This window comes from Catellatospora bangladeshensis, from assembly GCF_016862575.1.
In the GTDB taxonomy this organism is placed as follows: Bacteria; Actinomycetota; Actinomycetes; order Mycobacteriales; family Micromonosporaceae; genus Catellatospora; species Catellatospora bangladeshensis.
This window is the reverse complement of record NZ_BONF01000033.1, coordinates 124,517-145,107: the sequence shown is the minus strand read 5'-3', so window position 1 is coordinate 145,107 and position 20,591 is coordinate 124,517. Positions and strand designations below refer to the sequence as shown.

General features: G+C 73.6%; 18 protein-coding genes. 10 read left to right on the top strand and 8 right to left on the bottom strand.

All coding sequences use genetic code 11. From position 1 onward, the window contains the following. Positions 1-45 precede the first annotated feature (45 nt). The gene (locus Cba03nite_RS27310; RefSeq protein WP_203751941.1) at positions 46-1,236 is read left to right on the top strand and encodes an FIST signal transduction protein; all 1,191 of its coding nucleotides are present in this window, start codon (positions 46-48) and stop codon (positions 1,234-1,236) included. Positions 1,237-1,244: 8 nt separating this feature from the next. Continuing rightward, positions 1,245-3,518, top strand: a complete 2,274-nt coding sequence (locus Cba03nite_RS27305) for a putative bifunctional diguanylate cyclase/phosphodiesterase (RefSeq protein ID WP_203751938.1) — start codon at positions 1,245-1,247, stop codon at positions 3,516-3,518. A 4-nt stretch (positions 3,519-3,522) separates the two neighbouring features. On the opposite strand, the gene Cba03nite_RS27300 is transcribed toward Cba03nite_RS27305, so the two are convergent. Beyond that, positions 3,523-3,966, bottom strand: coding sequence for a DUF2203 domain-containing protein (locus Cba03nite_RS27300; RefSeq protein WP_308442764.1), 444 nt, complete (start codon positions 3,964-3,966; stop codon positions 3,523-3,525). 56 nt (positions 3,967-4,022) lie between these two features. Here Cba03nite_RS27300 and Cba03nite_RS27295 point away from each other — a divergent pair, with 56 nt between their 5' ends. After that, positions 4,023-4,520, top strand: coding sequence for a DUF6232 family protein (locus tag Cba03nite_RS27295; RefSeq protein ID WP_203751936.1), 498 nt, complete (start codon positions 4,023-4,025; stop codon positions 4,518-4,520). 96 nt (positions 4,521-4,616) lie between these two features. Here Cba03nite_RS27295 and Cba03nite_RS27290 read toward each other — a convergent pair whose 3' ends face one another. The 6 genes from Cba03nite_RS27290 to Cba03nite_RS27265 form a co-directional block, all read right to left on the bottom strand. Continuing rightward, positions 4,617-7,331 carry a PEP/pyruvate-binding domain-containing protein gene (locus Cba03nite_RS27290; RefSeq protein WP_203751934.1) on the bottom strand — a complete coding sequence of 905 codons (2,715 nt, stop codon included), beginning with the start codon at positions 7,329-7,331 and terminating at the stop codon, positions 4,617-4,619. Beyond that, a complete protein-coding gene (locus Cba03nite_RS27285; protein WP_203751932.1) occupies positions 7,303-7,773 on the bottom strand; it encodes a MarR family winged helix-turn-helix transcriptional regulator in 471 nt (156 codons plus the stop codon). The genes Cba03nite_RS27290 and Cba03nite_RS27285 overlap by 29 nt, the downstream gene beginning before the upstream one ends. A 192-nt stretch (positions 7,774-7,965) precedes the next feature. Beyond that, positions 7,966-8,931 carry an L-histidine N(alpha)-methyltransferase gene (egtD, locus tag Cba03nite_RS27280; RefSeq protein ID WP_203751930.1) on the bottom strand — a complete coding sequence of 322 codons (966 nt, stop codon included), beginning with the start codon at positions 8,929-8,931 and terminating at the stop codon, positions 7,966-7,968. Next, on the bottom strand, positions 8,928-9,662 hold the full coding sequence (gene egtC, locus Cba03nite_RS27275; protein WP_203751927.1) for an ergothioneine biosynthesis protein EgtC: 735 nt from the start codon (positions 9,660-9,662) through the stop codon (positions 8,928-8,930). Before egtC ends, egtD begins: the two co-directional genes overlap by 4 nt. Before the next feature lies 1 nt (position 9,663). Then, on the bottom strand, positions 9,664-10,965 hold the full coding sequence (gene egtB / locus Cba03nite_RS27270; RefSeq protein ID WP_203751925.1) for an ergothioneine biosynthesis protein EgtB: 1,302 nt from the start codon (positions 10,963-10,965) through the stop codon (positions 9,664-9,666). After that, positions 10,962-12,164, bottom strand: a complete 1,203-nt coding sequence (locus tag Cba03nite_RS27265; protein WP_203752015.1) for a glutamate-cysteine ligase family protein — start codon at positions 12,162-12,164, stop codon at positions 10,962-10,964. The genes egtB and Cba03nite_RS27265 overlap by 4 nt, the downstream gene beginning before the upstream one ends. Before the next feature lie 218 nt (positions 12,165-12,382). On the opposite strand from Cba03nite_RS27265, the gene Cba03nite_RS27260 reads away from it, so the two are divergent. After that, a complete protein-coding gene (locus Cba03nite_RS27260; RefSeq protein WP_203751923.1) occupies positions 12,383-12,571 on the top strand; it encodes a hypothetical protein in 189 nt (62 codons plus the stop codon). Positions 12,572-12,700: 129 nt separating this feature from the next. Here Cba03nite_RS27260 and Cba03nite_RS40680 read toward each other — a convergent pair whose 3' ends face one another. Then, positions 12,701-15,001: a glycoside hydrolase family 18 protein gene (locus tag Cba03nite_RS40680; protein WP_239126038.1), complete on the bottom strand. Its 2,301-nt coding sequence runs from the start codon at positions 14,999-15,001 to the stop codon at positions 12,701-12,703. A 250-nt stretch (positions 15,002-15,251) separates the two neighbouring features. On the opposite strand from Cba03nite_RS40680, the gene Cba03nite_RS27245 reads away from it, so the two are divergent. From Cba03nite_RS27245 to Cba03nite_RS27220, 6 genes are all read left to right on the top strand, one after another. Then, the gene (locus Cba03nite_RS27245) at positions 15,252-15,758 is read left to right on the top strand and encodes a hypothetical protein (RefSeq protein ID WP_203751921.1); all 507 of its coding nucleotides are present in this window, start codon (positions 15,252-15,254) and stop codon (positions 15,756-15,758) included. Between the two features lie 321 nt (positions 15,759-16,079). Then, positions 16,080-16,433, top strand: coding sequence for a hypothetical protein (locus Cba03nite_RS27240; RefSeq protein ID WP_203751919.1), 354 nt, complete (start codon positions 16,080-16,082; stop codon positions 16,431-16,433). Next, positions 16,430-16,720 carry a hypothetical protein gene (locus Cba03nite_RS27235; RefSeq protein ID WP_239126037.1) on the top strand — a complete coding sequence of 97 codons (291 nt, stop codon included), beginning with the start codon at positions 16,430-16,432 and terminating at the stop codon, positions 16,718-16,720. Before Cba03nite_RS27240 ends, Cba03nite_RS27235 begins: the two co-directional genes overlap by 4 nt. Positions 16,721-16,729: 9 nt before the next feature. After that, complete coding sequence (locus Cba03nite_RS27230; RefSeq protein ID WP_203751917.1) at positions 16,730-17,746, top strand: MvdC/MvdD family ATP grasp protein; 1,017 nt, start codon at positions 16,730-16,732, stop codon at positions 17,744-17,746. A 2-nt stretch (positions 17,747-17,748) separates the two neighbouring features. Further along, the gene (locus tag Cba03nite_RS27225) at positions 17,749-18,750 is read left to right on the top strand and encodes a TlpA family protein disulfide reductase (protein ID WP_203751914.1); all 1,002 of its coding nucleotides are present in this window, start codon (positions 17,749-17,751) and stop codon (positions 18,748-18,750) included. Between the two features lie 5 nt (positions 18,751-18,755). After that, a complete protein-coding gene (locus Cba03nite_RS27220) occupies positions 18,756-20,555 on the top strand; it encodes an ABC transporter ATP-binding protein (RefSeq protein WP_203752011.1) in 1,800 nt (599 codons plus the stop codon). Positions 20,556-20,591: the final 36 nt, after the last annotated feature.

The window sequence follows — 20,591 nt, the reverse complement described above, 5'->3', positions numbered from 1 at the left end:
CCGCCGCGTTATCGTCACTGTGTGAGGCGGCTCGATCACGTTTCCGTGACATCGCAGCCGGACACGCGGCTGCGGGCGGGTGTGGGCTTCAGCGAGTCCGCGGACCCGGCCGAGGCGGGCGGGGCGGCCGTGCGCGCCGCGGTGGCCGGGCTCGGCGGACAGCCCGCCGCCCTGTTCATCGTGTACGCCTCCGTCTCCTACGACCTGATCGCCCTACTGCACGCGGTGCGCGGCGAGACCGGGCAGGCGCCGCTGGTCGGCTGCACCACCAGCGGGCAGTTCCACGACGGCCGCCTGATCACGCCCGGCATCGGGGTGTCGGTGCTCGCCCTCAGCGCCGGGCCGTACCGGTTCGGCGTCGCCTCGGTCACCGGGGTCCGCGACGAGCCGGTCGCCGCCGGGCAGCGCCTGGCCCGCGCCGCGCGCGCGGCGGCCGGACCCGAGCCGTCCGCGCACGCCGCGGTGCTGCTGCTCACCACCGGGCTGGCCGGGCACCAGCAGGAGCTGCTCAACGGCGTGCACAAGGTGGTGGGCGCGGCCGTGCCGGTGGTCGGCGGCGGCGCGGGCGACGACCGGCTGCTCGTGCGGACCTGCGTCTTCGAGGGCGACCAGGTGTACACCGACGGCGGCGCGACCGCGGTGTGGATCGCCGCCCCGCACCCGCTCACCGTCGTCGCCGAGCACGGCTGGCACGACGTGAGCCTGCCGCTGCTGGTGACCAGATCGGACGGCCTGGTCATCGAGGAGATCGCGGGGCGGCCCGCGGCCGAGGTGTTCCGGGAGCACTTCCACGACGACGTCAACTACGAGCGGCCCGGCCTGGTCCGGCCCGCCCCCGGCTACCTGTCGGCGTACGCGTTCGGCCTGATCGAGCCGGACGGGAGCAAGCTCATCCGGGGCGCGTACATCGACCCCGAGGGGCGGCTGCGCTCGTTCACGCCGCTGCCGCCGTACGCGCCGGTCCAGATCGTCGCCTGCGCCCCCGACGACCTGCTGCGGGTCACCGAGGACGTGGTCGAGCAGGCGGTGGCCGGCCGCGACGCCGCGGTGCTGCTCGCGTTCAGCTGCGTGGCCCGCCTGGACGTGCTGGCCGAGCGCGGCCCCGTGGAGGCCGCCCGCATCCAGGCCGCCGCGGGCGACGTCACCACGTTCGGCTTCTACACCTACGGCGAGTTCGCCCGGACCACCCGGGTCGCCGGATACCACAACGCCACGCTGACCGCGATCGCGCTGTGAGGGCGCCCGTGACCGGCGACGACGAGGTCCAGGAGCTGAAACGGCAGCTGGCCGCCGCGTCCGAGGCGGCGCGCGACGCGTACCGCGACACCACCCGCCTCATCCAGCTGCTCGCGCTGCTCGGCCAGCCCGGCGGCCCGGACGAGCTGATGGAGGACCTGCTCGCCGTCCTGTCCGACGTCTTCTTCACGGACGTGGTCTGCATGGCTCAGCTGGCCGGCGACCGGCTCGTGGTGACCGGGTCGTGCGGGCTGCCCGAGGACGACCCCGGCTTCACCGACGGCTGGGCGGCCGGTGAGTCGGCCCTGGCCGCGCTGTCCGGGGCCGTCCCGGTGGCCGTCGGCGGCGGCGTGCGCGGCGCGGACGCGCCCGGCTCGGTGAGCCGGCTCGGCATCCGCTCGGCGGCCTGGATCCCGCTGTCCGGCGACCCCTACGCCGACACCCTGCTCATCCTGTTCCGCACCAGCGACCGGAAGTTCACCGTGTCCGACCTGCGCATCCTTTCGTCGGTCGCGGGCCGCCTGCACCTGGCGCTGCAGGAGCGCGAGCACAACGCCACCATCGAGCAGCTCGCCCACTTCGGCCACCTGCTCACCCGGCACCTGGAGGCCGAGCCGCTGCTGGACGCCGCCGCCGACCTGCTGCGCCGGCTCACCCGCGCCGACCGGACCTGGGTGGTGACCGTCGAGGGCACCCAGGCGCAGCTGCGCGCCCACCGCGGGCTGCCCGCGGAGCAGGTGCAGGGCTGGCCGCGCCCGGCCGCCGCCGTCGACGAGCCGCCCGGCTGCGGCGCCGGCCTGGCCGAGGTGCTGCGGGTCGCCGTCTCCTGCGAGAACGGGCCGACCGCGCTGCTCTACGCCGGGCGTGAGCGGCCCCGGCCGTTCGCCCGCGGCACCCTGGAGATAATGACGATCTTCGGCAACCATCTCGGCGTCGCGCTGACCAACGCCGAGCTGTACCGCACGCTCGCCGAGCGGGCCACCCGCGACCCGCTCACCGGCCTGGCCAACCGCAGCGCCCTGGTGTCCCACCTGGACCGGCTGCTGAGCGCCGAGGACCCGTCCCGGGTCGGCGTGCTGTTCTGCGACCTGGACGGGTTCAAGTCGGTCAACGACCTGCTCGGCCACGAGGCCGGCGACGAGCTGCTGCTCCAGGTCGCCGACCGGCTGCGGCACGGCATACGGCCCGAGGACCTGCTCGCCCGCTTCGGTGGCGACGAGTTCGTCATCGTGCTCGACCGGATCAAGCAGCTCGCCGAGGTCGCCGAGGTCGGCGGCCGCGTCTGCGCCGACCTCAACGACCTGTTCACGGTCAGCGGCGAGCGGGTGCACGTCTCCTGCAGCATCGGCGGCGTGCTCGGTGTACGCGGCCGCGCCACGCCCAGCGCCATGCTGCGCGACGCCGACGCCGCCATGTACGTGGCCAAGGGCCGCGGCAGCGGCCAGGTCGAGGTGTTCGACGAGGACGCCTCGCACCGCTCCCGGGACCGCCTGGACCTGCGCTCCGAGCTGCTGCTCGCCCGTGACCGCGGCCAGCTGCACCTGGCGTACCAGCCGATCTTCGCGCTGGACAGCCGGGCCATCGTCGCCTTCGAGGCGCTGCTGCGCTGGACCCACCCGCACCACGGCAACGTGCCGCCCGACGTGTTCATCCCGCTGGCCGAGGAGAGCGGCGCGATCGTCGAGATCGGGCAGTGGGTCATGGAGCAGGCCTGCCGCCAGCTCGCCCAGTGGCACCGGCTGCCCGAGGGCCGCGGCCTGGGCATGAGCGTCAACCTGTCGCCCGTGCAGCTGCACCAGGCCCACGCGGCCGAGCGCACCCTCGGCGTCATCCGCGCCGCCGGGCTGCACCCCGCCGACATCTGGCTGGAGATCACCGAGCACAGCTACCTGCGCCACGAGGTCACCCAGTACGCCTCCGCGCTCGGCGCGGCCGGGGTGCACCTGGTGCTGGACGACTTCGGCACTGCGTACTCGAACCTGTCCTACCTGAAGCGCCTGCCGATCGAGATCCTGAAGATCGACAAGTCGTTCGTCAGCGGCGTCACCGGCGGCCACCTCGACATCAGCATCGTGCGGGCGATCCTGGCCATCGCCGACTCGCTCGGCCTGGTCGCCATCGCCGAGGGCATCGAGACCGAGGAGCAGCGCACCACGCTGCGCGGCCTCGGCTGCCGCCTCGGCCAGGGCTACCTGCTCTCCCGCCCGCTGCCCGCGGCCCAGGCCGGGCTCCTGCTGCGCCCGCAGGAGCAGATGCCCGCCCGCGCCCGCAACGCCCGCTGACGGTTCAGCAGGGGCGGCGGCCGGCGAAGCCGGTGTCGCTGCGGTGATACCAGTCGATGCCGGTGTCGCCCTCCAGCCAGCACCAGCGCACCGGGCGACCGTCCAGCTCGCCGGGGAAGTCGAGCAGCAGCGGGGCGAAGCCCTTGACCTCGATGTCCTGCTCGGCGATCTCCTCCAGCCCGGCGTAGAGCCGCGCCTCCAGCGCCTTGGCCTCGGCCAGGCCGCCCAGCTCGCTCTGCGCGCCGGTGTCCAGATCGGCCCGCAGCTCCGCCAGGTCGGCGCGGACGCCGACCAGCTCCTCCAGCCGGGGCAGCAGTTCCGCCAGGCGGGCGCGCGCTTCGTCGAGCGTGAACATGGCCACCAGTATGTCGGAGCCGCGCCCGGCGGCCACGCCCGCCACGGTCAGCCCGGTCCGGACGATCGGCCCGAGGCGGTGATATTCACTCACGTACGACTCCGTCACTCTGCGCGACCCTTAGAGAACGCTGAAGCGTCGGAGGGGACGTGCTCACCTACTACCGCGACGAGACGGTGGCGGTGACCTCGACGTACGTGCAGATCGAGGGCCGCCGGTTCCGGCTGGCCGAGCTGCGCTACGTCTGGCATCGTCAGGAACGCCCGGACTGGCGCGTCCGCCGTCGCACGGCCGGGCGCGGGGTGCTCAACACCCTGATGCTGCTGAGCGCCGTCGCCGGGCTGATCGCGCTGGTGGGACTGGCCGCCTCGGCGTACGGCGAGACCAGGCTGGCCGCCGCGGTGGGCCGGCTGCCCATCCCGCGCAACACGCTGCTGCTCGTCGCGGTGCTGCTGCTGGTGGTCGGGCTGGTGCCGCTGGTGTGGGAGTGGGCGCTGCACCGGGTCGACGACAGCTACGACCGGGGCAACGCCATCTACGAGATCTGGGCCGAGACCGACACCACCCAGATCCTGCTGATCCGCTGCGACGACGCCACCCGCTTCGGCAAGATCTACCGGGCGTTGCAACGCGCCCTCGGCCACTGAACCCGTCCTGTCCGTCAGAGTCACGGCGGGGGTTTCCCCCGGGGGTGACAGGGCGGCCGTACCAGGGGTGGACGGCCGCCCCCTCGGGGAGGGTGGTCAGGACGGCGTGACGGTGCCCGCCGCGCCGTCGACGGTGATCAGCTGCCCGGTGGTGATCCGGCCCGTCGCGTCCGGCACCCCGACCACCGCGGGGATGCCGTACTCGCGGGCCACCACCGCGCCGTGCGAGTTCGCCCCGCCCATCTCCATGACCAGGCCGCCCGCCGTGAGGAACAGCGGGGTCCAGCCGGGGTCGGTGGACGGCGCGACGAGGATCTCGCCGGGCTCCAGGTGCGCGCCGACCGGATCCATGATCACCCGGGCGACGCCGGTGACCTGCCCCGCCGAGGCCGGGGTGCCGGTCAGCGCGCCGTCGGCGGCGGCGGCCGGGGTCACCCCGGGCTCGGTGCCGTCGGACAGCAGCACCCGGGGGATGTGCCTGCGGCGCAGCTCGTCGTCGTACGCCTGGCGCCGCCGCGCGACCAGGTCCCGCAGGTCGGCGCCGGCCAGCCCGGCGCGCGCCTCGGCGAGGTCGACGAAGTACACGTCGCCCGCCTCGGCCAGCCGTCCTTCCGCGGCAAGCTCCGCCCCGACCAGGGCGAGCTGCGCCCGGCATGCGGCGATCACCCGCACCATGTAGTACTTCGGCAGCTCGCGCACACCGGCCAGGGCGCGGGCGCGGCCGAGCAGCGTACGGACCGCCCTGCCGCGCAGCCGCCCCCGGCGCGAGGCGCGCTGCGCCAAGGTTTCCACCATGGCCTCGGCCTCGGCCGCGCCCTGCGCGAACAGCCGGTCCGGGGTCAGCACCGCCGGGTCGCCGGGGTCCATGCGCAGGTAGTTGGCGAGCACGCCCAGGATGTAGCGCGGGTCGTCGGACCAGCGCGGCATGCCGAGGTCGATCTCGGCCACCGCGCGGTGTCCGTAGCGCGCCAGGAACGCGGCGATGCCGTCGCGCGCCACCGGCGGCATCGTGGCCGCGGCATACCGGTGGGCCAGCTCGTCCACCGTGGACCCGCCGAACAGCGCGGCGGACGGCGCGTCGGCGCGCAGCCGCACGGCCAGCGCCCACAGCTCCAGGTCCATGTCGGTGGTGACGTTGTTGGGGATGCCCCGCAGCACGGCCTGCACGTCGCCGACGGCGGCGTCCGCGCCGAGCAGCCGGTCGGCGATGCCGAGCGCGACGAACCCGGCGGCGGCCACCGGCATCACCCGCGGCACCAGGTGCACCACCTCCGCCTGGAGGGTGCGCTGCACGAAGTCCAGCCGCTGCGCGGCCGTGGCGCCCTCCGGCACGGTGAGCAGCCGGTCCAGCTCGCCGCCGACGGCGTCCACGTCGGCCAGGCCCCGCGCGGGCCTGGCCAGCGTGCGCAGCAGCCGCAGCGGGATGCGGTACTTCACCGCCACCCGGCCCACCCGGCGTACGAACGGCAGCCGCGAGCGGCGCGTGTTCGACAGCCTCGGGTCGCCGAACAGGCTGCTGATCGCCTCGCCGGAGCGGGCCTCCATCACCCCGAGGACCTTCGGGACGAGCGTGCGGCCCATGGTGCTGCGCACCGCCGTGGTCACGTCGAGGAACACCCGCTGCCCCGCCGGGGCGAACACGGCCGGCCCGGCCAGCGGATCGGCCACCGGGAACCCGAACAGCCCCGCCCCGCCCGAGGCGATGACCCGGAACGCGGCCATGCCCATCGGCGTGATCGGGCGGAACACGCCCTGCGCGACGCTGAAGCAGAAGTAGACCCGGGTGTCCCCGCCGGACGCGGGCGGCCGGTCCGGCAGCGGGAACAGTGTGGTGACCGGACGGGCCTGGGTCAGCCACAGCGTGCCGTCGCCGTCGACCGCCCACTCGGTGTCCTGCGGCGCGCCGTAGTGCGCCTCGACCCGCTCGCCCAGCTCGGCCAGGGCCAGCACCTGCGCGTCGGACAGGCATGCCTGCTCCGCTCCGCCGTCGAGGGTGACGTGCTCGGTGCCGCCGCCGGGCAGCGAGCGGATCGCGAGCCGCTTGTCGCCCAGGCGCCGGTCGACGATGGCCCGGCGCGGGGTGTCCACCACGAAGTGGTCGGGGTTGACCGCGCCCGAAACCACGGCCTCGCCGAGGCCGGGGCTGGCATCGATGACGGCCTGGTGGCGGTGGCCGGTGACCGGGTTGGCGGTGAACATGACCCCGGCCACGGCCGAGTCGACCATGCGCTGCACCACCACGGCCAGCCGCACGGTGCGGTCGTCGATGCCGTTGGCGGCCCGGTAGACGACGGCCCGGTCCGTCCACAGCGACGCCCAGCAGCGGCGTACGGCGTCGAGCACCGCGTCCTCGCCGACGACGTTGAGGTAGGTGTCCTGCTGCCCGGCGAAGCTGGCGAACGGCAGGTCCTCGGCGGTGGCCGAGGAGCGCACCGCCACCGGCACGGTGTCGCCGAGCCGGGCGTAACCGGCCGCGACGGCGTCGGCGATCTCCGCCGGGATGGGCGCGGCGAGCAGCGCCGCGCGGGCCCGTCCCGCCAGCGCGGTCAGCGCTGGCACGTCCTCCTTGGCGGTACGCGCCAGCGCGTCGTGAACCTCGTCGAGGTGCGCCGACGCGGCTACCACCCGGTATGCCTCCGTGGTCAGGCACATGCCCGGCGGGACGGGCAGCCCGGCGCGGGTGAGCACGCCCAGGTTGGCGGCCTTGCCGCCGACCACGGCCAGCATGCCCGCGTCGATGGCGGCGAAGTCGAGGACCAGCCCGGCCCGGTCGGCCAGGGTGTCAGCGGCCGGCATGGTGCGCTCGCTCATCGATGTGCCTCCTGGATGCCTTGCCGAGCAGCGCCATGGCCTCGGTGACCACGCGCTGCTCCTCGTCGGTCAGATACGTCATCAGCTCGCGCTGGGCCTGGGCCCGCACCTGCTCGAAGGAGCGCAGGAAGTCGCGGCCCGTTTCGGTGATCCGCACCCGCTTGGCCCGCCGGTCGGCGGCGTCCTCGTCCCGCGCCACCCAGCCGCGCCGCACCATCTGGTCGATCAGCCGGCTGGTCACCGACATCGACCGGCCGAGCTGCTCGGCGAGGTTCCGCACGGTGGGGTGCGGGCCGGTGTCGAGCACGTACAGCGTGGCCATCTGAAGCAGGTTCGGCTCGGCGTCGCCCATCCGGCGCAGCAGGCCGAGCAGGAAGTCGGGGATGAGCGCGCGGCGGAACAGGCCGATGTCCTCGGCGAGCTGGTCGTGCTGGGTGGCCACGGCGACTCCAACAGCTTGCGGATCCGCAACTAATGCGTGAACACAAGCATAGCTCCGCCACAGCGGCCTAAGTCAACGGCGTTGAATTGTGCGCGGCGGTGACCCCGCTCACCCGCGGGCCGCCAGTGCGCCGGGGCCGACGACACGGCGGTGGCGGTGAGATCACCGCCACCGCCGCCGGGCACGATCCGGCTACTCCACCGCCCGCGCCAGCGTCACCGCGAACCGGCCCTGCGGGTCGGTCCACCAGTGCTCCGCCGCGAACCCGGCCTTGGCCAGCTCCGCCTCCACCCGGTGCCGGTCGAACTTCGCCGAGATCTCGGTGCGGATCTCCTCACCGGCCCGGAAGCCCACCTCCAGCTCCAGCGCCGGCACCTCGACCGTCATGTCCCGCAGCGCCCGCAGCCGCATCTCGATCCAGCTGTGCCGCGGGTCCCACACCGCCACGTGCTCGAACGCGGTCAGGTCGAAGTCGGCGCCGAGGCTGCGGTTGAGCACCCGCAGCACGTTCAGGTTGAACTCGGCGGTCACCCCGTCCGCGTCGTCGTACGCCGCGACCAGCGTCTGCGGATCCTTCACCAGGTCGGTGCCGAGCAGCAGCCACTCGCCCTCGCCGAGCACGTCGCGCACCTCGGCCAGGAACGCCGCGCGCTCGGCCGGCGCCAGGTTGCCGATGGTGCCGCCCAGGAACACGATCATCCGGCCGCCGCCGCCCGGGATGCGGTCGAGATCGTGGCTGAAGTCGCCGACGATGCCGTGCACCTCCAGCTCCGGGTAGTCGCTGTCGATCGCCTTGGCAGCGGAGCGCAGCGCCGTCTCCGAGACGTCCAGCGGCACGAACCGGGCCAGCGTGCCCTCCTCGTGCATGGCGTCCAGCAGCAGCCGGGTCTTGTCCGACGAGCCGGAACCCAGCTCCACCAGCGTCTTCACGCCGGTCTCGTGGGCGATGTCGGCGGCGTGCGCGGCCAGCACCGCGCGTTCGGCCCGGGTCGGGTAGTACTCGGGCAGCTTCGTGATGCGTTCGAACAGGTCGCTGCCGTACGCGTCGTAGAACCACTTCGGCGGCAGCCACTTCGGCTTCGCGGTGAGGCCCTCGCGGGCGTCCACCCGCAGCTGTTCGCTCAGGTCGTCGGGTGTGAGGTAGACGTCGAGTTTCACAGCTCCTCCACGGTGTACGCGGCAGGGCCGGCCACCACGAGGCGGCGGTCGGGCACCTGCACCCAGCCTGGATCGTCGTCGAAGGGTTCCGAGGCGACCAGGACCCGGCCGGCGGCGTGGAACACCGACAGCGCGTGCCCGAAGGTCGTCCCGTACGCCTTCTCCCCATCGGTGAGCAGCAGGTTCAGCCGGGAACCGGCCGCGGCGGCGCTCACCTCCGCCACCGTCGCGCGCAGCGCCTCGGCCGGGCCGTACCCGGCGTGCAGGCGGTTGCGCACCAGCGTCCACACGAACGCGGCGTCCGTGGGCGCGTCCATGGTCAGCAGGTCCGTCACCGGCAGCCGCTCGGCCAGCTTGGCCATGGTGTCCGGCCAGCCCGCGACGAACCCGTTGTGGCTGAAGAACCAGCCGTCGGCGGCGAACGGCGCGCACGCGTCGTCGCTCACCGTCATGCCCGGCGTCGCCGAGCGCACCGCCGCCAGCACCGCGCCCACCGAGGTCACCCGGGCCAGCGCGGCGAAGTTCCGGTCCGTCCAGATCGGCACCGCGCGCCGGTAGCGCACCGGCCCGGCGGGGGTGTACCAGCCCGCCCCGAAGCCGTCCACGTTGATCGTCCCGCCGCCGCGCATGTCGCGCGGCGCCCAGGTCTGGTGCTGCAGCCCGTACGGCGGCTCCACCAGCAGCGCCGCGAGCGGCGTCGGCGGTCCGAGGTACACCAGGTGGCGGCACATGTCAGCGGCTCAGCTCCTCGGGGCGGGGGTCGCGGGCGCAGCGGAAGCCGCTGAAGATCTGCCGCCGGACCGGGTAGTCCCAGTTGCGGAACGTGCCCCGGCAGGCCGCCGCGTCGGTGCCGAACGAGCCGCCGCGCAGCACCCGGTACTCGTCGCCGAAGAAGACCTCCGAGTACTCCCGGTACGGGAACGCGGCGAACCCCGGGTACCCGCCGAACGGCGAGGAGGTCCACTCCCACACGTCCCCGATCAGCTGGTGCACGCCGTACGGCGACGCCCCCGCCGGGTACGCGCCCACCGGCGCCGGGCTCAGGTGGCGCTGGCCCAGGTTGGCGTGCTCGGGCGCCGGATCCTCGTCGCCCCACGGGAAGCGGCGCGAGCGCCCCGCCGCCGGGTCGTGCCGGGCCGCCTTCTCCCACTCCGCCTCGGTGGGCAGCCGTTTCCCGGCCCAGGCGGCGTACGCGCTCGCCTCGTGCCAGGACACGTGCACCACCGGCTCGTCCGACACGATCGGCTCCCGCCGCCCGAACCGGGTGTACGTGCCGTCGCCGTGCCAGTGCCCCGGCCCGGTCAGCCCCGCCGCCTGCCGGTGCGCCCAGCCCGACGCGCTCCACCAGCGCTGATCGGCGTACCCGCCCGCGTCGGCGAACGCCTGATACTGCGCGTTGGTCACCGGCGCGCGGTCGATGAAGAAGGGCGGCACGTGCACGGTGTGCGCGGGGCGCTCGTTGTCCAGCGCCCACGCCTCCAGCGAGGTGCCCATCTCGAAGGCCCCGCCGGGGATGAACGCCTCCCCGCTCACCGGCTGCCGCGAGCGCGGGGGCGGCGGCGCGACCAGCACCGGGTCGCCCTGGCGCAGCTGGTGGGTGGCCAGCATGGTCTCGTCGTGCTGCTGCTCGTGCTGGATGATCATGCCGAAGGCGAAGCCCTGCTCCACCAGCGGCCGCCCTTCCAGCTCCACCGTGTCCAGCAGGTCCAGCACCTGGTCGCGCACCCGGCGCACGTACGCCCGCGCCTCGGCCGGGCCGAGCAGGGGCAGCTCGGGGCGGTCGGCGCGGGCGTGCTTGAACGCGTCGTAGAGCTGGTCGATGTCGGCGCGGACCGGCTCCCGGCCGCCCACGTCGCGCACCAGCCACAGCTCCTCCTGGTTGCCGACGTGCGCCAGGTCCCACACCAGCGGCGACATCAGCCGGGAGTGCTGGCGCACCAGGTCGTCGTCGTCCACCGCGTCGGTCAGGCCGATGCTGCGCTCCCGGGTCCGGGCCAGCTCCGCCGCCGCCCGCTCCCGCAGTCCCGTCGTCATCTCAGCCCTCCCTCGTGCAGGCGCCGGGTGGCCGCCTCGGTCACCGCCCCCGCCGTGGCGGCGGGCAGGTCCGTCTGCCCCAGTGCGCCCACGGCCAGGTCGAGCAGGCGCGGCGCCACCGCGGCGATCGCCGGGTCGGCCAGCCCGTGCCGGGCCGCCTGGATCCAGCGCCCCTCGGCCGGGGCCGCCACCGCGAGCGCCTCGTCCACCGTCTCCTCGCGAGCGAACAGGGCGGTCAGCAGCGCCACCGGCGCCACCCAGTCCATGCCCGGCTGCATGTCCAGATAACGCACCTCGAAGTAGCCGCGTGCCCGGACCGGCGGGAACATGGTGCTCAGGTGGTAGTCGAGGTCGGCATAGGTCGGTGCCGGGGTGAGCGCGCCGCCGATCCAGTCGGCGAAGGTCAAGCCGGGTGGCACGTCCCACGGGCCGTCGCGGCGTACACACAGCAAAGGTGTGTCCAGCACCCGGCGGGCCCACGCCGCCACGGGGTCCGCACCGTCGGCGGCGGGCGGCCCGTTGCGCATCGGATCCGCCGCCAGGCAGGCGCGCATCCGGTTGGACGCCCAGCCCGTGTCCACCCCCGCGTAGCGGCGCGACGTGGCGAACGCGGCGACCAGCGCCGGGCCCACCGCGTGCAGCGCCCGCCAGCGCGCGCCCACCCGCTCCGGCAGCCCCGCGTCCAGGCACACCTGCACGCTGGCCGTGCCGCACATCCACTGCCTGCCGTACGGGCCGAAGCGGTCGAAGACGCGCTCCATCGTGGCGTACCGCGGCGTGTCGAGGATCCGGCGGGCGGGCCGGTGGGCGTCACAGCCCTGCCCGGCGAGCACCAGGCCCGCACGATCCAGAAGACCGGTCAGCTGCTCCAGATCAGCCGTGGTGGCGTCGAGCAGACCGGCAAGAGAGTCACTGGTATCGGTGGATATCTCCACCTGCCCACCCGGTTCGAGGGTGACCCGGCCGCCATACGGCAGCGGGGCCTGCGGGCTGTCCGGCACCAGGCTGCGCGGGGCGTGCTCCCCCAGCGCCGAGCCGAGAACCCCGGGATCCACCGGCCGCGCCGGATCCCCCCGGTGGTGCGTGGTCCACTCCAGCTCGATCCCCACCCGCCCCGGCGGCCCCGTCTTGAAGCACACCTTCGCGACATACCCCTCGGCCTCGGCCCGATCCCCGATCCGGGCCTCGACCTCCACCATCTCCTGCTGCCACACGCTCCGCTCACCCCCCACAACCCTGGGTCACCAGAGACCGCCAACCTACCCCCTCCCCGCCACCCCCACCCCGCTTCCGGCGCGTTGATCATGAACTTATGGCACGGTTCGGCGGCGTGTCATGGGCACAGCTTCCTGATCGACAGCCGTGTGATTCCCGGATCGGCGGATCGCCAACCCCCGGCCGGGCGGACAATGGCCACATGCAGCCCGAACAGGTACAGCTGCCCGCCCTGTCCGACCCACTGGAGGAGGAGCCCGACTTCGCGAGCGAGCACTCCCGCACCAGCACCAGCGAAACCGTGAGCGCCGGCGAAGACCAGCACTCAGACCCGGACATCCCACTCGGCCTGGGCGGCATGGACATGAAACGCCGCCGCCTCCTCGACTGACCGGCGCCTCGCAGCGCCCGTCGATCATGAAGTTGTGGCCATGACACGCCGTCGAGCCGTGCCATAAGTTCATGATCAACGCAAAAGAGGCCCGGCCCGCGTGGTGCGGGCCGGGCCGGGTGGGGTGGGTTACGGGAGGGCGTTGAGGAAGGGTTCGTGGGAGTTGGAGAACTCCCAGCCGTAGTACTTGTCCCAGTTGATGGACCAGGTCATCAGGCCGCGGAAGTCGGGGATGGTGCCGCCGCGGAGGGTGTAGCCGCCGCAGGTCTGGTTTTTGACGAGGCAGTTGACGGCCTGCTGGACCTGGGCGGGGGTGGTGTAGCCGCCGCCGGCGCTGACCGCGGCGGGGACGCCGAAGGCGATCTGGTCCTGGCGCAGGGCCGGGAACGTGATGCCGGTGTTGGCGACCGTGAAGCCCGCCTTGAGCATGTCGGTCATGGCGATGTGGAAGTCCGCGGCGCCCATGTTGTGGTACTGGTTGTCCAGGCCCATGATCGGGCCGGAGTTGTAGTCCTGCACGTGCAGCACGGTGAGGTCGTTGCGCAGGGCGTGGATGACCGGGAGGTAGGAGCCCGCCCGGGTGTCGCAGCCGCTGCACGTGCCGCCGTAGAACTGGTATCCGAGCTGCACGAAGAACGTCTCGGGGGCCATCGTCAGGATGAAGTTCGAGCCGTAGCGCGACTTGAGGGTGCGCAGGGCCGAGATCAGGTTGACGATGACCGGGGTGGTCGGGTTGCGGAAGTCGCCGTCACCGGGGTTCAGGTACAGCGAGTGGCCCTCGAAGTCGATGTCGAGGCCGTTCAGGCCGTACTTGTCGATGATGGCGCTGACCGAGCTGACGAACGTGTCACGGGCCGCGGTGCTGGTGAGCTGGACCTGGCCGTTGGCGCCGCCGATGGAGATCAGCACCTTCTTGCCCTGCGCCTGCTTGGCGCGGATGGCGGCGATGAAGTCCGCCTCGCTCTCCACCCCCGGGCACTCGGCCGCGGGGCACTGCCGGAAGCGGATGTCGCCCGAGGTCACCGAGGTCGGCTCGCCGAAGGCGAGGTTGATGATGTCCCAGGAGGCGGGCACGTCGGCCATGCGCAGGTAGCCGGAGCCGTTGGCGAAGCTGGCGTGCAGGTAGCCGATCAGCGCGTGCTTGGGCAGCCCGGTGCTCACGCAGCCGGTGGTGGTCACGCTGAGCACCCCGCTCTTGGCCGACTCGCCCGCCGCGTTGGTCGCGCTCACCTGGTAGCCGTGCGTCGAGCAGGTGCCCAGGCCGCTGATCGTGGCGGTGGTGCCGGTGACCGTGGCGACGACGGTGCTGCCCTCGTACACCTTGTAGCCGGTGGCGCCCGTGGAGGCGTTCCAGGCCAGCGACACCGAGTTGTTGGCGATCGCGGTGGTCCGCAGGTTGCCCGGCGTCGGCGGCACCGTGGTGCAACCCGTGGTCGTGGCGCTGACCGCGCCGCTCTTGGCCGACTCACCCGAGGCGTTGTACGCGGCGACCGTGTAGCTGTGCCCCGAGCAGGCGGCCAGGCCGCTGATCGTCGCGCTGGTGCCGGTGCCGGAGGCGACCTGGGTGGTGCCCTCGTACACGCGGTAGCCGGTGGCGCCGGAGGAGGCGTTCCAGGACAGCGCGATCGAGGTGTTGGTGATCGCGCCGACGGCCAGCCCGCCCGGGGTCGGCGGCACGCTGGTGCAGCCCGTGGTGGTGGCGCTGACCGCGCCGCTCTTGGCCGACTCGCCGGTGCTGTTGTACGCCGCGACCGTGTACGTGTGCGCCGAGCACGCCGCCAGGCCGGAGATGGTGGCCGAGGTGCCGGTGACGGTGGCCCGCACGGTGGTGCCCTCGTACACCCGGTAGCCGGTCACCGTGCCGCTGGAGGCGCCCCAGGACAGCGCGATGGACGTGTTGGTGATCGTGCCGGCCGACGGGGTGCCGGGCACACCGGGCACGCCCGTGCCGCCGGGGCCGTCCAGGCTCAGGTCGTCGGCGAAGTAGGTGCCCTGGCCGTACCAGCCGTGGGTGTACACCTCGACGCTGGTCTGCGACGCGCCGGTGGTGAAGGAGACGCTCAGCTGCGTGAACGCGGCCGCGCCCGGGGTCCAGGTGGACGCGCCGCCGGTGACGCCGAGGTAGACGTAGTTGCCGCGCACCCAGCCGGTGAGCACATAAGCCGTGTTCGGCTGCACGGAGACGGTCTGCGCGCACTTGGCGTTGTCCGAGGCGGACGCGGCGCCCTGCAGCGCCTTGGTGCCCGAGCGGACGGGGGTGCTCACCACGGAGCCGAGGCCGCCGGTGCACGCCCACGGCGACAGGGTGCCGGTCTCGAAGCCGGGGTTGGCCAGCAGGTTGGCCGCGGACGCCGGGCTGGCGACGGCGAGGATACCGCCCGCGACCAGCAGCGACAGGGCGGCGGAGACGATGCGGGATCTTCTGATCACGGGCCCTCCTCGGGAATGGATGGCCCTGATTATTAACTCTCTTAACTGTTAATGTCCATGCCAGATTGATGAAGCTCTAAACTGGACGGACGCTCCGCGGGGGCGCTCGGTGAATCCGCCGAAATCGCCACATTCCCGTATCCGCCGCAGGTCAGCCGCGTTGAGAGGTTGGTGCCGCAGCCCGGCTCAGGGCTTCGCGGACGTGCCCACCTACCCGCCCCCGGGCGGCAGCGAAGGACGACCCATGCTCATGACGCGGCAGCATTTCCCCAAGGCCCTCCTCGCCGCCCTCGCGGCGGTGCTGCTGGCCCTGGCGGCCGCCGCGATGATGCTGCTGACCGCCGGTCCCGCCGGCGCCCGGCCCGACGACCGCCCCAAGCACCGCGGCTACGGCACGCACTCGGCGACGCCGTCGGCCGTGCCCAGCACCGCACCCTCGGCCGGACCGTCGGTCGGACCGTCGCGCAAGGACCCGGTGCCCTCCAAGACCGCGACCGGCCGCCAGCACGACGACGGCGATGACGACGGCGACCACGGCGGCGGCGGTGGCGACGACGAGCTGCCGCGCACGGGCACGTCCGGCCCGTCCGCCGGGGCCACCGCACTGACCGGGCTGGGCGTGCTGCTGCTCGGCGGCGGCGCGCTGTGGCTGGCCAGCGCGCTCTCCCGCCGCCTGGAGGGCACCCGCCTGCACGCCCAGGCCGCCGGTGCCGTCGCCGCCCTGCGCCGCCGCCCGAGCCCCCGCCCCCGCCGCTGACCCATCACCTGGTACGCGGGGCAGGAACTCTCCTGCCCCGCGCCTTTCCATGCCGATGATCGCCAGTTCGTGTCCAAACCTATGGCCAGACCCCACTTTCCGACACGAACTCCCGATCAAGGCAGCCGCAAGCACACGCCCGCCACCACAGGCGACCCGAACGCGGCCGAGACGTGTCCCCACCGTGACGGCGAGCCCCTCCCCCACCCTCCTCGGCTCCGCTTTTGATCCGGCCGCGCCGCACACCGCACCCGGCCCGCCGATCCCGTTCATATGAATTTCTATCTTTACATGTCTCTCCTCATCTCTATGATGTTGAAGATGACCGATGTCCGGACCGGCGACAGCAACCCGCCACCGGACGTCGTGCCCGCCACCGTGCTGCGGCTGGACCGTCCTGAGCTGGACGCATCCGCACGGCTCGTGGTCCGCGGCGCCGTCGACCCGGGGCTGCGCGAGCACCGCCGGACCGGCGCCTTCTCACCGCTGGCATACCTCTACGAGCGGCCCGATCCCGATGCGCCTCCGGCCGATCTGACGCTGTCGGTCGGCCATTACGACGAGGTGGATCTGGTCTGGGTGTTCTCCGGAGAGGTGGACGGGATCATCGGGCTGACCCAGCCCACGACCGCGGCCGGCGACCCGCCGGCCCCGAGCAGAGGAGAGGTCCCATGACGACCACGCTCACCCGCAATCCGCTGCGGACGTCCCTGTCGATGACGCAGGGGCACGACTTCGACCAGCCGCTGCCCGCCGACCACGAGCGGCAGCCCTTCGGTTACCTGTTCGCCGACTGGCAGCCCGGCACCGCCGACGAGGTGGCCGCCGAGCTCGGCCACTACGACGTCGAGGAGCAGATCTGGGTGACCCCGTCGGGCGACATCACCATGGGCGTCTACACCAAGACCCGTACGGCCGGCGCCAACTGCGGCGACTGCGTCACCGACGACGTCTGCGCCTAGGAGACCGGCATGCCCGACTCGCCGTCGACCCCGCGGGTGCTGATCCTGACCCAGGAGTTCGATCCGACCGTCGATCCCGTGGTGCACAGCCTCAAGGCGCGCGGCGCCGAGCTGGTCCGCGTCGACCTCAGCTACTTCCCCACGACGCTGACCTTCACCACCTCGGACTTCGACGGCGAGCGGCGCGAGCTGCTGCACCGCGGGCGGCGGGTCGATCTCGATTCGCTGTCCGGGGTGTGGTATCGCCGCCCCACCGCGTTCGCGTTCGACCCGGCCATGAGTGAGGCCGAGCAGCAGTTCGCCCGCAACGAGGCGCTGCACGGCATCGGCGGCATCATGCGGGCCACCGACTGCCTGTGGATCAACCGGCCCGACGTGGACGCCGTCGCCGAGCTGAAGCCGTATCAGCTCCAGCTCGCCAAGCGGCACGGCTTCCGCACCCCGCGCACGCTGCTCACCAACGACCCGCAGGAGGTCGCCGCCCTGGTGAAGTCCGCCGACCGGCCCGTCGTCTACAAGGCGCTGACCGGCGGCGTCATCCACTACCCGGGCGCGTTCCCGAGCGGCCTGTTCACCACGGTCGTCGGCGACGAGGTGCTGGAGCACGCCGACCGCGTACGCCACACCATGTGCATGTTCCAGGAGTACGTCGACAAGGCGTACGAGGTGCGGCTGACCGTCGTCGGCAACACCTACTTCCCCGTGGTCATCGACTCGCAGTCGATGCCGACCACGGCCGTCGACTGGCGCGGCGAGAACCACCTGCCCTACGGGCCCTACCGGCCGCTGCCCGACGACGTCGTGGAGCGCACCCAGCGGCTGCTGGCGGAGCTGGGCATCGTCTACGCCGCCGTCGACTTCATCGTGACCCCCGACGGGGAGCACGTGTTCCTAGAGGTCAATCCGGGCGGCCAGTTCATGTGGATGCAGCACGACCTGCAGCTGCCGCTCAGCGAGGCGGTCGCCGACCTGCTCTGCGCGGGCGGGGAGTTCCGGCGCGGCCCGGTGACCCAGGTGGGCTACTGACCGTGGCCTGGGCGCTGCTCGTCACCGGCCAGCTCCTGCTGGCCGGTGTGCTGGCCTTCTCGGCCGGGGCGAAACTGCTGGACCCGGGCGCGTACGCCGCGTTCCGCGCCTCGCTGCCCGCCAACCTGCGGCTGCCCGAGCGGCTCGCCGGGCCGCTCGCGGCGGCCGTGGTCACCGCCGAGGCCGTGCTGGCCGGGCTGCTGGCGCTCGCCGTGGCGGTGCCCGCGCTCGCGCCCGGCGCGCTGCTCGCCACGACGGCGCTGCTGACCACGTTCACAGCCGCGCTCGCGGCGATGGTGCGCCGCGGCGTACGCCAGGCGTGTCACTGCTTCGGCACCGCCACCCGCCCGCCCGGCCCGGCCGACGTGGTCCGCAACCTGGTGCTGCTCGCGGTGTCCGCGAGCGCGACCGCGGCGGCCTGGCCCGCGCCGCCGCCCCCGCCCGCCCCGAACGGAGCCGCCATGCCGCACCTGCCCGCGATCCTCGCCCTGCTCGCGGCCGTCTGCGTGCTGAACACCGGGCTGATCGTGCTGGTGCTGCGCCTGCTGCGGCAGCAGACGGTGCTGGTGCGCGCCAGCATCGAGGGGGTGGCGAACCCCGAGCCGATCATGACGGCCGGCGGCGGCCGGGTCGCCGCCTTCACCGCGGTCACCGTGGACGGGGAACCGCTCAGCGCGGACCAGCTCGACGGCGACACCCTGGTCGGCTTCCTCTCCCCCAGCTGCCCGGCCTGCGCCGAGAGCCTGCCCGGCTTCCTCGCCCGCGCCGAGGAGCTCGGCGGGCGGGAGCGGGTGCTGGCCGTCGTGCTCGGGCAGGGCAGCGCCGCCGACGCGCTGTGCGAGCGGATCACGCCGGTCGCGCGGGTGGTCAACGAGCCCGAGCGCGGGCCGGTGTCACGCGCCTTCGGCGTGGACGGCTACCCCGCGTTCGCGCTGCTGTCCGGGCACACCGTGGTGGCCAGCCACTTCGTGCTGGACAAGGTGCCGAGCAGCAGCGCCGGGTGACCGCGATGCGCGCCTCCCTCGGCGCGGCCGTGCGACTGGCCGCCACCTCCGCACCCCGCTGGCTCGCCGCGCGGATCGCGCTCGCCGCGGCCGCCGCGGGGGTGCCGGTGCTGGCCGCGTGGCTGATGAAGACGGTGCTGGACCGCGTCGTCGCGCCGGGCGCCCCGGTGCTCGTGCCCGTGCTGCTGCTCGCCCTGTCCGGGGTGGCCGCGGTGCTGGTGCCCGAGCTGGGCCGGTACGCCGACGCCGAACTCCAGCGCCGGATCGGGCTGACCGCGCGGGAACGCCTCTACGCGGCGGTGGGCCGGATGGGCGGGCTGCGCGCGTTCGAGAACCCGCGCTTCCACGACCGGCTGTCGCTGGCCGCCGAGGTCGGGCCCACCGGCCCCGCCGAGGCCGTGACCAGCGCGATCGGCGTCGCCACCGGGGCGGCCACCGCCGCCGCGTTCCTGGCCGCGCTGCTCACGATCAACCCGTGGATGCTGCTGGTGGTGCTCGCCGCCGCGCTGCCCACGCTGCGCGCGGAGCTGAGGCTCAGCCGCCACCGCGCCGAAACCCTCGGCGAGCTGGGCCGCAGCACCCGGCGCGAGTTCTTCTACGCCCAGCTGATGACCAGCGTCACCGCCGCCAAGGAGGTGCGCCTGTTCGGCCTGGCCGGGCTGTTCGGCGCGCGCATGCTCGGCGAGCTGCGGCGCATCCACGCCGGACACCGCCGTATGGAGCGCCGCGAGCTGGCCGTGCAGTGCCTGCAGGGGGTGCTCGGCGCGGCCGTCGCGGGGGCCGGGCTGGTCTGGGCCGCCGACGCGGCGCGGGCCGGGCGGCTGACCGTCGGCGACGTGTCGGTGTTCGTCGCCGCGCTGGCCGGGGTGCAGGCCGGGGTGAGCGCCGCCTGCGCCCATCTGGGCCGGGCGCACGAGGCGCTGCTGCTGTTCGAGCACTACCGCTTCGTCACCGAGGCCCCGCCGGACCTGCCCGCCGGCGAGCACCCGGTGGCCGCCGTCCCGCCGCTGCGGCAGGGCATCGAGTTCGACGACGTGTGGTTCCGGTACGAGGACGACCTGCCCTGGGTGCTGCGCGGAGTGAGCCTCACCGTGCCCGCCGGGCAGGCCGTCGCGCTGGTCGGGCGTAACGGTGCGGGCAAGAGTTCCCTGGTCAAGCTGCTGTGCCGGTTCTACGACCCGACCCGCGGCGCCATCCGCTGGGACGGGGTGGACCTGCGTGACCTGCCGCTGGAGGAGCTGCGGCGGCGGCTGGGCGTCGCGTTCCAGGACTTCATGGCGTACGACCTCAGCGCCGCGGAGAACATCGGCCTCGGCGACCTGCCGCGGCTCGGCGACCGTGCCGCCGTCACCGGGGCGGCCGGCCGGGCGGGCGCGCACGAGATCCTCACCGCCCTGCCGAACGGCTACGACACCCTGCTGACCAGGGTGTATCTGGACGCCGCCGACCGGGACGACCCCGAGACCGGGGTGGAGCTGTCCGGCGGGCAGTGGCAGCGGGTGGCGCTCGCCCGCGCGCTGCTGCGCGAGGACAGCGACCTGCTCATTCTCGACGAGCCCAGCTCCGGCCTGGACGCCGAGGCGGAGGCCGAGATCACCGACCGGCTGCGGGTGCACCGGGCCGGGCGCACCAGCCTGCTGATCTCGCACCGGCTCAACACGGTCCGCGACGCGGACCTCATCGTGGTGCTGCGCGACGGCGCGGTCGCCGAGCGGGGCACCCACGAGGACCTGGTCGCGGCAGGCGGCGAGTACGCGCGGCTGTTCGCCCGCCAGGCGGCCGGCTACCGCGACGCCCTGACCTGACCGACGTTAAGAAGGGCACCTTCTTATACGCGGAGC

Bases quoted from the DNA above. Each gene is read 5' to 3' on its own strand.
- Cba03nite_RS27245 (WP_203751921.1), top strand. From the start codon at position 15,252: ATGACGCGGCAGCATTTCCCCAAGGCCCTCCTCGCCGCCCTCGCGGCG.
- Cba03nite_RS27220 (WP_203752011.1), top strand. From the start codon at position 18,756: ATGCGCGCCTCCCTCGGCGCGGCCGTGCGACTGGCCGCCACCTCCGCA.
- Cba03nite_RS27260 (WP_203751923.1), top strand. From the start codon at position 12,383: ATGCAGCCCGAACAGGTACAGCTGCCCGCCCTGTCCGACCCACTGGAG.
- Cba03nite_RS27240 (WP_203751919.1), top strand. From the start codon at position 16,080: ATGACCGATGTCCGGACCGGCGACAGCAACCCGCCACCGGACGTCGTG.
- Cba03nite_RS27290 (WP_203751934.1), bottom strand. From the start codon at position 7,331: ATGAGCGAGCGCACCATGCCGGCCGCTGACACCCTGGCCGACCGGGCC.
- Cba03nite_RS27230 (WP_203751917.1), top strand. From the start codon at position 16,730: ATGCCCGACTCGCCGTCGACCCCGCGGGTGCTGATCCTGACCCAGGAG.
- Cba03nite_RS27235 (WP_239126037.1), top strand. From the start codon at position 16,430: ATGACGACCACGCTCACCCGCAATCCGCTGCGGACGTCCCTGTCGATG.
- egtC (WP_203751927.1), bottom strand. From the start codon at position 9,662: ATGTGCCGCCACCTGGTGTACCTCGGACCGCCGACGCCGCTCGCGGCG.
- Cba03nite_RS27265 (WP_203752015.1), bottom strand. From the start codon at position 12,164: ATGGTGGAGGTCGAGGCCCGGATCGGGGATCGGGCCGAGGCCGAGGGG.
- egtB (WP_203751925.1), bottom strand. From the start codon at position 10,965: ATGACGACGGGACTGCGGGAGCGGGCGGCGGCGGAGCTGGCCCGGACC.